Origin of the sequence: Vibrio ostreae (genome assembly GCF_019226825.1) — a bacterium.
In the GTDB taxonomy this organism is placed as follows: domain Bacteria; phylum Pseudomonadota; class Gammaproteobacteria; order Enterobacterales; family Vibrionaceae; genus Vibrio; species Vibrio ostreae.
Window position 1 is genome coordinate 2,052,024 of record NZ_CP076643.1, and the last position, 12,986, is coordinate 2,065,009.

Annotated in this window: 8 protein-coding genes and 1 pseudogene; 3 read left to right on the forward strand and 6 right to left on the reverse strand. The window is 52.4% G+C overall.

The window, feature by feature from the left end:
• Positions 1 to 53 precede the first annotated feature (53 nt).
• A complete protein-coding gene (locus KNV97_RS15490) occupies positions 54 to 986 on the forward strand; it encodes a LysR substrate-binding domain-containing protein (protein ID WP_218562279.1) in 933 nt (310 codons plus the stop codon).
• A 131-nt stretch (positions 987 to 1,117) separates the two neighbouring features.
• Here KNV97_RS15490 and fusA read toward each other — a convergent pair whose 3' ends face one another.
• Both fusA and radA read right to left on the reverse strand, forming a co-directional pair.
• Positions 1,118 to 3,205: an elongation factor G gene (fusA, locus tag KNV97_RS15495; protein WP_136483399.1), complete on the reverse strand. Its 2,088-nt coding sequence runs from the start codon at positions 3,203 to 3,205 to the stop codon at positions 1,118 to 1,120.
• A gap of 365 nt (positions 3,206 to 3,570) precedes the next feature.
• Positions 3,571 to 4,951 (reverse strand): annotated as a pseudogene (gene radA, locus KNV97_RS15500) (DNA repair protein RadA).
• Positions 4,952 to 5,098: 147 nt separating this feature from the next.
• Here radA and KNV97_RS15505 point away from each other — a divergent pair.
• Positions 5,099 to 7,447 (forward strand): PilZ domain-containing protein, encoded by a 2,349-nt coding sequence (locus KNV97_RS15505; RefSeq protein WP_218562280.1) that lies wholly within the window; start codon positions 5,099 to 5,101, stop codon positions 7,445 to 7,447.
• Between the two features lie 158 nt (positions 7,448 to 7,605).
• On the opposite strand, the gene serB is transcribed toward KNV97_RS15505, so the two are convergent.
• Positions 7,606 to 8,586 (reverse strand): phosphoserine phosphatase, encoded by a 981-nt coding sequence (gene serB, locus KNV97_RS15510; RefSeq protein WP_218562281.1) that lies wholly within the window; start codon positions 8,584 to 8,586, stop codon positions 7,606 to 7,608.
• A 101-nt stretch (positions 8,587 to 8,687) separates the two neighbouring features.
• On the opposite strand from serB, the gene KNV97_RS15515 reads away from it, so the two are divergent.
• On the forward strand, positions 8,688 to 9,299 hold the full coding sequence (locus KNV97_RS15515) for a YtjB family periplasmic protein (RefSeq protein WP_136483395.1): 612 nt from the start codon (positions 8,688 to 8,690) through the stop codon (positions 9,297 to 9,299).
• A 76-nt stretch (positions 9,300 to 9,375) separates the two neighbouring features.
• Here KNV97_RS15515 and deoD read toward each other — a convergent pair whose 3' ends face one another.
• The 3 genes from deoD to deoA form a co-directional block, all read right to left on the reverse strand.
• A complete protein-coding gene (gene deoD, locus KNV97_RS15520) occupies positions 9,376 to 10,110 on the reverse strand; it encodes a purine-nucleoside phosphorylase (protein WP_136483394.1) in 735 nt (244 codons plus the stop codon).
• Between the two features lie 141 nt (positions 10,111 to 10,251).
• The gene (locus tag KNV97_RS15525; RefSeq protein ID WP_218562282.1) at positions 10,252 to 11,472 is read right to left on the reverse strand and encodes a phosphopentomutase; all 1,221 of its coding nucleotides are present in this window, start codon (positions 11,470 to 11,472) and stop codon (positions 10,252 to 10,254) included.
• 14 nt (positions 11,473 to 11,486) lie between these two features.
• Positions 11,487 to 12,884 carry a thymidine phosphorylase gene (gene deoA, locus KNV97_RS15530; protein ID WP_136483392.1) on the reverse strand — a complete coding sequence of 466 codons (1,398 nt, stop codon included), beginning with the start codon at positions 12,882 to 12,884 and terminating at the stop codon, positions 11,487 to 11,489.
• Positions 12,885 to 12,986: the final 102 nt, after the last annotated feature.

Here is a 12,986-nt window from a genome sequence, read left to right on the forward strand (position 1 = left end):
AACCGCTATTTCCACAAACGATAGATTTTGCCATTCAGTTAAGGAAAACTAATGTGAGTGAACGTATACCGCCATTACAGGGGCTGTTCTATTTTTATACCGCGGCAGAAAGCGGCAGTTTCAAACTGGCGGCAGAGAAGCTGTTTGTCACTCCCGCGGCAGTCAGCCAGCAGATTCGTCTGCTTGAAGAGTGGCTCGGTGCAGAACTGTTTATCCGCCAGCATCGTAAAATTCAGCTCACTCACGAAGGCAACGTGCTCTATCAGCAGGCGCAAAAAGGCTTTGCCCATCTGCAGGAAGGCATTCGCCTTATCAATCAGGATCCCTCCCCTCACCAGTTATCTATTTCGACTCTGCCTTCTTTCGCCCAGCACTGGCTGGTACCGAGGATCGGTGATTTTCGTACTCATAACCCTGATATTTCGCTGCTGATAGAACCCACCAGCCAACTGGTCAATTTTCAGGACTCCAGTGTCGATGTCTGTATCCGCTACGGCAGCGGCGACTATAAAAACGTGCGATCGGAGTGGTTGATGGATGAAGTGCTGTACCCGGTTTGTCACCCGATTTATCAGCAGCAACATCAGGTTTATCAACTGAAAGATCTGGTACGCGCCGATTTGATCGAGGACATCTGGCCAGATATGGACTGGGGGCTGTGGCTGAAAAATGTCGGTCTGCCAAGCAACCAGCCGACGCTGCAGTACAACGGCTCCCAGTTTGTGCTGGAAGGCGCGTTAGCAGTGCAGGGTGTGGCGCTGGTCAAACATGCGACCGTGTGTCGCTATATCGAAGAAGGCAAACTGGTACAGATTGGTAATGTGGCGCTCAAACCCAGATTCCAGTTCTATCTGTGCGCGCCCAATGCTTACTTTAAACGTCCGAAGATCCAGGCTTTTCACCGCTGGCTACAAGCACAAATCAACCAGTTTCAGCAGCGTTACCCTTATCTGGGGGAAGTGCGTGACACCCGGTTTGATCTGTAACTTCACCGCAGAACAAAGCCGAAAGTCCGTAAGTCCGCTAATAAAAAAGAAAAAAGAAAAAGAAAAAGCCCCGTTAGCTTGCACTAACGGGGCTTTGTTATTACTTAGCTTAAAGCGCTTAACTTAAAGAATTACTTCTTCGCGTTACGCTCTTTAACTTCAGCGATAACTTTTTCAGCAACGTTTGCTGGACATGCTGCGTAGCGTTCGAATTCCATAGAGAATTGACCACGACCAGAAGTCATAGTACGCAGAGTACCGATGTAGCCGAACATCTCTGAAAGAGGAACGTCTGCTTTGATACGTACGCCAGTTGCGCCAGCTTGTTGGTCTTTGATCATACCACGACGACGGTTAAGGTCACCGATTACATCACCAACGTGGTCATCTGGAGTGAACACGTCAACTTTCATGATTGGCTCAAGAAGTTGCGCGCCCGCTTTAGGCATAGACTGACGGAATGCGCCTTTCGCTGCGATTTCAAATGCGATTGCAGATGAGTCAACTGCGTGGAAACCACCGTCGAACAGTTCTACTTCAACGTCCAGAGTAGGGAAGCCAGCCAGCACACCGTGCTGCATCATGCCTTCAAAACCTTTCTCAACTGCTGGCCAGAATTCCTTAGGAACGTTACCACCAACGACAGTTGATTTGAAAGTGAAGCCAGAGTTTGGCTCACCTGGTTTGATACGGTAATCGATCTTACCGAACTGACCAGAACCACCAGACTGTTTCTTGTGCGTGTAGCTATCTTCAATTGCTTTAGTGATAGTTTCACGGTAAGCAACCTGAGGAGCACCCACTTCCAGCTCAACGCCGTAAGTACGTTTCAGGATGTCTACTTTGATGTCCAGGTGCAGTTCGCCCATACCTTTCAGGATGGTTTCGCCTGAATCTTCATCAGTCTCAACCTGGAATGATGGATCTTCTGCAACCATCTTACCGATCGCGATACCCATTTTCTCAGTAGAACCTTTATCTTTCGGAGAAACCGCGATAGAGATTACTGGAGTTGGGAAGATCATTGGCTCAAGAGTACATTCGTGTTTTGGATCACACAGTGTGTGACCAGTTTGAACGTTCTTCATACCAACAACTGCGATGATGTCACCCGCTTGTGCTTGAGTGATTTCAGTACGGTCGTTCGCTTGCATCTCAACCATACGGCCGATACGCTCAGTTTTGCCTGTTGCTGAGTTAAGAACGGTGTCGCCTTTCTTCATCACGCCTGAGTAAACGCGGATGAAAGTCAGAGCACCGAAGCGGTCATCCATGATCTTGAATGCCAGCGCTTTCAGCGGTTCTGCAGCGTCTACGATCGCTTTTTCACCAGTTGGTTCACCAGTTTCTGGATCAGTCAGATCTTGTGGATCAACTTCAGTTGGGTTTGGCAGGTAATCAACAACCGCATCCAGAACCAGCTGCATACCTTTGTTCTTAAACGCAGAACCACAGAAAGTTGGGAAGAATGCCAGGTCACGAGTACCTTTACGGATACAACGTTTGATGTCTTCGATAGAAGGCTCTTCGCCGTCCATGTAAGCCATCATCAGATCGTCATCTTGCTCAACAGCAGATTCGATCATCATTTCACGGTATTCTTCTACCTGATCAACCATGTCTGCTGGAACTTCTTTGATTTCGTAGTTTTCTGGCAGACCTGTTTCGTCCCATACGTATGCTTGACGGTTCAGTACGTCTACCACACCCACGAAGTCATCTTCACGGCCGATAGGCAGAGTCATAACCAGCGGAGTTGCCGCCAGTACGTTCTTCACTTGGTCTACAACGCGGAAGAAGTCTGCACCCATACGGTCCAGTTTGTTAACGAAGATCAGACGAGATACTTCTGATTCGTTCGCGTAACGCCAGTTGGTTTCTGACTGAGGTTCAACACCGCCAGAACCACAGAATACACCGATACCGCCATCAAGAACTTTCAGAGAACGGTATACTTCTACTGTAAAGTCAACGTGTCCAGGAGTATCGATAACGTTTAGACGGTGGTTTTTCCACTCACAAGTTACCGCAGCTGATTGGATAGTAATACCGCGCTCTGCTTCCTGCTCCATGAAGTCTGTAGTAGATTCACCATCGTGAACCTCACCAGTTCTATGGATTTTACCAGTAAGCTTAAGAATACGCTCAGTGGTAGTGGTTTTACCCGCGTCAACGTGCGCGAAAATACCAATGTTTCTGTATTTCGATAAATCTGCCATTGTCTTACTCTGTTAATAAGGTATAAAGTGCGCGCAGAGTATATCACAATCCATCAAGACTGATACCCCTGCGTCCATTTGCTGAAAAAAAATATTTATACCCTTACTACTTGAAGCTGCAGCGGTGTTGGCTGCCTTCATTCCTCCCAATCACATCGTGTCTCTATGCTCATGGGGATTCACTCATTTGCCGCCTACCGGCCACTCCAAGTTGTTTGGGTATAGACCCGGTTATTGCTGATGAAATGTTCGGTCTATGCTGATGAAATATAGGTGATAGCACGCCATCACGCGAGGGGACCTGATAAATATTCTGACCTCCCCCGTCCGGACCAAACCCGGCCCCTCTTTAACTCATGTTCTGATTACAGTTCATCAAACGCACTGATCGCTTCCGACAATTTGCGTACCCCGTGAATCTGCATGCCCTCGATACCGCCTTTGGGCATATTGGCTATCGGTACGATGGCTTTCTTAAAGCCGTGCTTAAAGGCTTCATTGAGGCGTTCCTGCCCGCTCGGTACCGGACGAATTTCCCCCCGCCAGACCGACTTCACCAAACACCACCACATCTTTCGGCAGCGGCTTGTCACGGAAACTCGACAACAGCGCCATCAGCAAAGCAAGGTCAGCACTGGTTTCTGTCACCTTAACGCCGCCGACCACATTGACGAACACGTCCTGATCCGCCATCTGCAAACCACCGTGTTTATGCAGCACGGCTAATAATAGAGAGAGACGGTTCTGCTCCAGACCGACCGCAACCCGGCGCGGGTTGGCCAACTGGGAGTAATCCACCAGCGCCTGAATCTCCACCAGCAGCGGGCGCGTGCCTTCCCACACCACCATCACCGAACTGCCTGAGGTTGCTTCTTCACCACGTGACAGGAAGATTGCCGACGGGTTACTCACCTCTCGCAGTCCCTGGCCAGTCATGGCAAACACCCCGAGCTCATTCACCGCACCGAAACGGTTTTTATGGCTGCGCAGGGTGCGGAAGCGGCTGTCAGTGCCACCATCGAGCAGGACTGAACAGTCAATGATGTGCTCCAGAACTTTAGGCCCGGCCAGCGTACCGTCTTTGGTCACATGGCCGACAATAAATACCGCCACGTTATTTTGCTTCGCATAGCGGGTCAGCGCCGTCGCCGCTTCTCGCACCTGAGCCACACTGCCCGGTGAGGACTGTACGTCAGCCACGTGCATCACCTGAATCGAGTCAATCACCATAATGCGCGGCTGCTCGCGCTCAGCAATCTGGCAAATCCGATCGACATTCGTTTCCGACAGCATCTTAAGATGCTCTTTGGGTAAACCGAGTCGTGAAGCGCGCAAAGCAACCTGCTGCAACGACTCTTCGCCGGTGACATATAAGGTCGTCATCTGGGCAGAAAGCAGACACATGGTTTGCAGCAGCAGGGTCGATTTACCCGCCCCCGGGCTACCACCAATCAAGATTGCCGCGCCCGGGACGATGCCGCCGCCAAGTACGCGGTCGAGCTCTTTAAAACCACTGGTAAAACGCGGCACTTCCTGCAGATTGATTTCCGCCAGCGTCTGCACCGCGGCTTCCGTCGCGCTGCCGGCATAACCACTCAGGCGTTCATTGCGTGCTGCCTGCGGTGAAGCCGCCAGACGAACTTCTGAAATGGTATTCCAGGCGCCACAGGCGTTACATTGCCCTTGCCAGCGCGGAAAATCAGCCCCACAGTCATTACAGACGTAGGCACGTTTAGCTTTAGCCATGAAAACTTAAACCTCAAACCTGAAAAATGTTTAAAAGCTGTGAAGCGACAGCTTTTATAAATTCATGAATCACTGCAACATACTGCTAAAGAACCGGCCCACCGGGCCGATGTATCAAGTATGAGAATGACACTCTAACAGAAAACTATGCAGCCACCTGAAATACTCTCGTTCACGGAACAATTGATTCCGGCCTATCACTCACCTGATTTTGAGTCGTTGCTCAATCAACTAACCGAAGGTCATCCGCCTTCGGTCAAACTGTTGGTTAAGATGGAACTCAAACGCCTGATGACACCGTGCACTAAAAGCATTGATCTGCGTGGCCGGGTTCAGGGCGAGTGCCGTGAGTATCAGTTGGACGGACTCAAACACTGGCTGGATGATGTTGCCTTTAACACTTATCACAAAGGGGTGAAAAGATTCGGCAGCTACACCGAAGGTGTCTGGGACCTTTTGTATAACACCCGCAACAACTTCCGGGTGATGAAACAGCGTGGCACGCTCAATCAGGGCAAGATCACCGAACCGAACAGCCCGTTTGAAGTTGAACCGGTCAAACTCGGCTACGATCTCAAACGCCAGGAAAACCGGCTGAAAATATCGTCGCAGGTAAAAATCATTCTGCGTAACAGCAAGCACACCGTGCACGGCCTGAGTATCGATCTCTCCTCTTCCGGCGCCAAGTTTAAAGTCCCGTCCGCTTTTGATTACAAACTGGGCGACACTATTTCAGTCACGTTTACCGAACTGAGCGAGACCTCCGAGGTACCCGGCCTGGATCAGGCCATCGAATACCGTATTCTGGCAATTGACGACTCGTATGACAATGATGCCATCAAGTTTTTGCGTACTCTTAAGCTCACCGAGACCAATGTCATCGAACGCATCATCATTGAATCACTGCGTGACAACAGCCAGAAAGCCAAGCATGACAACCAGGACAAAATCATCCGCGCCCGCACACGCGGCTATGAGCACAGCTATCTGAAACATACGTCCAACCTGCCGGTGTTTTTCAGCGGCAGTGAACTCCAGATGGTGCTGATGACCGAAAACAACCAGTCGATCTGGCAGTACTGGCAGGATGAGCGTAATCAGCAGGCCCTGAGTAATCTGTTCAATAGCGCACGTATGGAGCAGCTGACCAAAGACGGCCTGCGCGGCAGCAGCAATGTGCTGTATGCCTTCAAACATGATCATCAGGGTAAGACGCTGTTCTTTTCAATGATGATGCCGGAAGCCACACGCGCTCAGCGCCATCTGTTCTGGCACATCGGTGCGCGGCGCAGCAGCTGGAAAGCGTTTCGTCTTTCAGTGTTTGAACTGTCAGATCAGGAACGCCAGGAACTTGCCAGCCACTCACGTGAACTGACCGATCGCTCCAGTGCCCTGACCCACTGCGCTATACTGCAGGAAATCACAGACAGCACCAGCGCCAAAGATTATCTGCTAGTCGAGAAGCCGGCCCTGGCGAGCAGTGAGCTGGCCCCGTTCCGCCATCCGCGCAAGGTTTCCCACACCCCGATTAACATTTATTACGATGCGCGATCACGGCGCCGGGAGCCGCGCTATCGTTTCAAGACTCCGCTGCAACTGCACATCGAAGGTAACGTATTGGCTGAAGGCTTCACCATCGATATGTCCAAGCGTGGTCTGAGCATAGTGCTGGATAAAGCGGTTGACCTCAAAGCCGGCGATAGCGCACAGATCAACTTCCGCGAACTGCGTTTGTATGACAAAAGCCTGCCGCTTGATGCCCTGCCGTACACGGTGATCCGGGTCGGCCCGGAAGGACGTAAACTGCAGTTGATGGTTGAGGAAACCACGCAGACGTTAAAGAGCATTGCGTTTTTCAACAGCATCATCGAGAACAATCAGGATAAAATGCTGCGTAAAGATGAAGTGCTGCCGAGTGCCCATCTGCTCGAAGGGCTGCATAACATTCTGCTGGATAAAATTGTCAGCGCGCCGGTATTCGTGGAAAAAGTCGGCGCTAACCTGCGGCCGAAAGTCATCGGGGTTAACTATCCCTTGCCGCCGCATCTGGCGCTGCTGGCCAAACTGGGCCACGATAACCAAATCACGCTTGAACCTATCTACAAAGGCCACACCAATACACTGCTCGCTACGCCAATGCGGCGCATTGACGGTGCGGAGCCGCAGTATCACGAAGTCTATATTGCCGCGGCCAAATTCGGTGCCCGTATTCAGTCGGTCGAATCACGCCTCATCACCGATTTCGTCAACATTAAAGATCGTATCCAGTTTATTCAACATGCTCTGGAACTGGGCGAGCTGTTTGTGCTGCGCATCAGTGCAGCGCCGGTATTCGATCCGTTTACCACCCTGATGCGCAGCGATCTGTCCGAACTGGCGCAGATCAGCATGCCACATGCCAAAGCGCTGGAGAAAGAACTCGGCGCCATGGCCGGATTTGGCGAAATCATCGATATCACAGAAGAAGTACTGATTCGGCTTGAACTGACCCAGTAACAGTGCCCAGGCCGAGAGCGTAAACTGAAACAGACCAATAGAAACTAATATAATCTAATAGAAACTAATAGAAAACGAGGCTCCATAGCCTCGTTTTTTTGTGCGCAGCTGTATCTGTGCTGCTTATGGTCAACGACTCAGCGTCGCAAAACCTTCACTTACGGCTTAGCCTGCCAGCTCAGTTTCTGCTGCCTGACCAGACCGGCCGACAGAATACACAGCACGCCGCCCAGCGCCGAGAAACGTACGGAAGTCTGCGCCTGTGCTTCCACCTTAGGTTTCGCGTGATACGCTACGCCCAACCCCGCCACGCCCATCATGACCAGATCGTTGGCGCCGTCCCCGACCGCCACGGTATTGTGCATTTCAATGTCGAACTGCTGGGCCAGATCCGCCAGAATTTCCGCTTTGGTCTGCGCTGAAACCACATCGCCCAGCACTTTACCGGTCAGCTTACCATCGACAATCTCCAGTGTATTCGACTGCGCGTGATCGAGTGACAGCATCTGCTGGAGGTGATCGGAGAAATAGGTAAAGCCGCCGGAAGCGATCGCGGTCTTCCAGCCGAACGCATGCAGAGTGCCAATCAGAGCCGGCAGTTCCGGCATCAGCGGCAGCTCTTTGCGTACCGCTTCAAGGATCGAGGCATCGGCGCCTTTCAGCTTGCCGACGCGCTGGCGCAGACTCTGTTCAAAGTCCAGTTCGCCCTGCATGGCACGTTCAGTCACTTCTGCCACTTCTTCGCCGACTCCGGCCAGTTTGGCAATCTCATCGATACATTCAATCTGAATCGCGGTCGAGTCCATATCCAGTACAATCAATCCTGGCTTGGATAAATCCGGCACTTCGCTGATCCGTGCATAATCGAGCTCTAATCCCTTGAGAATCGTCTCATGCTCAGCGGTCAGTTCACCTGACATCAGCGCCACTTCGTAATGCCCGACTTTCCAGCATTCGACAATGGCATTGAAATGGCCGGTAAAGAAATCCATGTCTTCAAATTGCTGCGCAGTCAGCGTCGGTGCGTAGACAATCCAGTTCGCTTTTGCTTTGTCCAGTCGGTTAGCTAAACGCGTTTCAGGCAGACGGTTAAGTAAAGTTGTATGTTTTTTGATAGATAAAGTTGTTAAAGCGTCCATGTCCACTTTCCATTGTTGGTATTCCCTGACGTTACCCTATTGCAATTTCAAAAGGCAAGTCTCAATATGAGCCGGAGTTTATTTTTCTTTAGGTTAACGGTATGGATGGTTCATTATTCTCCTTTCGTATGGTGATGCGGGTGCTGGCTGTCATCCTGTTAGCCGTGATGTTTTTCATCACCATTCAGAACAGCGTGGTGATCAGCAAGGGTAATGAACGCATTCAGGCCAACCAGTTAGAAACCCTGACAAAAGTGCTGATTACCCAGGCGTCGCAATCGGCCAGCAGCATGATTGCCGATCAGGATCAGGAACGCTTGCTGGCGCTGACTAACCAGTTAGCCTCAGAACGTCTGGTCTTTGATGCCACCATTTATGATGCAGAAGGGGTCAAACTGGCCGCGAGTGATTCGGCCCTGAGTGTGCGTGAAGTGCTGGGGCTCGATACGCCGCTGCAAACCGCGAGCATCGGCCGTCAGCAACTGGTTGAACCTGTGATGCACGATGGCAGCCTGATCGGCTTTGTGCGCATCACCTTTGAAACCGGTAAAGTGACTGCCATTTCTGACCACCACTACCGTAAAAGTGACCGCTACATGTACCTGATGCTGCTGATGAGCTTTATCAGTGGCGTATTGCTGACCTTGCTGCTGCGGCGTCAGCCGAAAGATAAAGGCGAGAACCTGTTGCTGAAAAATGCCGGGGAAATATAAACCCCGGCACTGTTAGTGAATGACCAAACCATCCGCTTAATGACCAAACCACCGCCCAGCCTGAGCTCTCGAATGCCTAAGGTGTGGCGGCTTTTTCCGCATCCGCGACCAGCACTGAATCGAGCGCTATCTCTATCATCTCATTGAAGGTGGTCTGACGCTCTTCTGAAGTGGTCTGTTCGCCGGTTTTGATGTGGTCCGAGACGGTACAAATCGCCATCGCTTTGGCGCCATACTCGGCCGCAACGCCGTACAGACCGGCGGCTTCCATCTCCACACCGACGATACCGTACTTTTCCATCACCTCAAACATCGATGGATCCGGCGTATAAAACAGCTCAGCCGAAAACAGGTTGCCGATTTTAACTTCAATGCCACGTGCCAGAGCCGCCTTCTCGGCCGCTTTGACCATACTGTAATCAGCGATGGCGGCAAAGTCGTGATCTTTAAAACGTATCCGGTTCACTTTTGAGTCGGTACAGGCACCAAGGCCAATCACCACATCGCGCACCTTGATGTCATCGCTGACCGCACCACAGCTGCCAACCCGGATGATTTTCTTTACCCCGAAATCTTTAATCAGCTCAGTGACGTAAATCGAGCAGGACGGAATGCCCATACCATGCCCCATCACTGAGACTCGGCGGCCTTTATAGGTGCCGGTGAAGCCGAGCATATTACGGACATCACACACTGCCCGGACATCCTGTAAAAAGTACTGAGCAATGTATTTGGCCCGCAACGGATCGCCCGGCATCAAGACGACATCAGCAAAATCGCCCAGTTCAGCATTGATATGTGGAGTTGCCATATGTGTTTTCCTTTCGCGCTTATACCCAACGTCACTGTTATCCAGTAACACTGACCTTATCCAAGTCTAAGCGCTGAATCGGGTTTACGCCGCAGCGCAACCCGATCTTTACCTGGCAATGACACAGCGCCAGGTCAGGAATTAAAGGAAATTACTGCCGTAGTCCATCGCCGACACGCCAAAGTAGTCAGCCAGGCTCTGGCCGATATCGGCAAAGGTTTCACGCTGGCCCAGAGAGCCCGGCGCCACTTTTTTGCCGTACACCAGCACAGGAATATGCTCACGGGTATGATCGCTGCCCGGCCAGGTCGGGTCACAGCCGTGATCCGCGGTCAGGATCAGCACATCATCGTCCTGCATCAGCTCCAGCACCTGTGGCAGACGCTGATCGAAATATTCCAGCGCAGCGGCATAACCGGCCACATCACGGCGGTGGCCATAGGCCGAATCAAAATCAACGAAGTTAGTGAACACAATCGTGTTGTCACCGGCCGCCGCAATTTGCTCCAGTGTGGCATCAAACAGCGCCGGAATACCGGTCGCTTTGACTTTATCGGTAATACCGCAGTTGGCATAAATGTCAGCAATCTTACCAATCGACACCACCTTGCCCTGCTTCTCTTCGACCAGCTTTTGCAGCACAGTCGCCGATGGTGGCTCGACCGACAAATCACGCCGGTTACCGGTGCGCTCAAACTGGCCCTTGCCCGGCCCGATAAACGGACGCGCAATCACCCGGCCTATGTTGTAATCCGCCAGCTCTTCACGGGCGATCTGACACAGTTCCAGTAAGCGCAGCAGACCAAAGGTCTCTTCGTGACAGGCAATCTGGAATACCGAATCGGCCGAGGTATAAAAAATCGGCAGACCGCTCTGCATGTGCTCTTCACCCAGATCATCGAGCACCTGAGTCCCGGAAGCGTGACAGTTGCCAAGGAAACCGTCCAGACCCGCGCGGGCCAGAATACGATCCGTCAGTTCCTGCGGGAAACTGTTCTGTTTGTCGGTGAAATAGCCCCACTCAAACAGCACCGGCACCCCCGCGATTTCCCAGTGGCCTGACGGCGTGTCCTTACCGGAGGAAAGTTCAGCCGCATGGCCGTAAGCGCCGATAATATCAGCCCGCTGATCCAGCCCGGGCGCAAAGCGACCGGTCGCTTCCTGGTGTGCCATCGCCAGGCCCAGTTTAGACAGATTAGGCAAAGTCAGTTCGCCACGACGCTGGGCGTTATCCGCCGCGCCTGCGGCACACTGATCGGCAATGTGGCCCAGGGTATCCGAACCGACATCACCAAATTTGTCGGCATCCGGCGCCGCGCCGATACCAAATGAGTCCAGGACTAAAATGAATGCTCTTTTCATTGCTTGCTCCAGCATTAAATATCTTGTTCACGGATCTGACGGTACACATCCGGTGTCGCCACATAGTCGCCACCGATGGTAATCGCCTGTTGCAGCGCCTGTGCCGCCTGCTGCCACTGCGCTTCACTGCGCGCATGGATAACGGCCAGCGGTTTGCTGCTATCTGCGCTTTCACCCAGACGGATAAACTGATCAAAACCGACCGCATAATCGATGTTGTCGCTCGCCACGCGGCGACCGCCGCCCATGCCGACCACAGCCATGCCAATCGCCCGGGTATCCATCGCAGACACTACGCCGCTCTGCGTGGCATACACCGGCTTCACGATCTCCGCTTTATCCAGATAACGATCATAGTGCTCGACAAAATCGTCCGGGCCGCCCAAACCTGCCACCATCTGACCAAAACAGCGCGCCGCCGCACCGCTGTCCAGTGCCTGCTGCAGTTTCTGCTCGGCCTCAGCACTGTCTTTAGCCAGATTGCCCAGCACCAGCATTTCGGCACACAGCGCCATGGTCACGTTGTACAGACGCGGATTACGGTATTCACCACTCAGGAAGCGCACGGCCTCGCGCACTTCCAGCGCGTTGCCGGCCGAAGAGGCCAGCACCTGATTCATATCGGTCAGAATCGCGGTGGTTTTCGTACCGGCACCATTGGCAACCGCCACTATCGATTTGGCCAGCTCTTCTGAGGCTTGATAGGTCGGCATAAAGGCGCCGGATCCGACTTTGACATCCATGACCAGCGACTGCAGACCAGCGGCGAGTTTTTTCGACAGAATCGACGCGGTAATCAGAGAAATGTTATCCACCGTGGCGGTGATATCCCGCGTGGCATAGACGCGTTTGTCCGCCGGCGCCAGGTCACCGGTCTGGCCGATAATCGCCACGCCCGCCTGTTTAGTCACCGCACCGAAGACCTCATTGCTCGGCGTGATGTTATAGCCAGGAATGGATTCGAGCTTATCCAGCGTACCGCCGGTGTGTCCCAGGCCACGCCCGGAGATCATCGGCACATAACCGCCACACGCCGCGACCATCGGCCCCAGCATAAGGGAAGTAACGTCACCCACGCCCCCGGTGGAATGTTTATCGACAATCGGGCCAGCGAAGTTCATCGCGCTCCAGTCAATCACCATGCCGGAATCACGCATGGCACAAGTCAGCGCAATGCGCTCATCCATGCTCATTTCACGAAAGAAAATGGCCATTGCAAAGGCGGCAATCTGACCTTCCGACACCGTGTCGTCAGCCACCCCCTGGATAAAAAACTCAATCTCTTCGGCGCTGAGCGGTTCGCCGTCGCGCTTTTTACGAATGATTTCCTGCGGCAAAAATGGCACGGCACGCCCGCTACTGGCCGCGGATTTATCACTGAATGAAGACGACTTATCACTAAATGAAGACATAGCTATCCCCCCAAGCTCTGTTACAGAGCCATGGTTAAGAGAAAAAATACGTGGTGAATCGAAAATACTGATTAGTAGAAAACACTGATTATTCGAAAACAC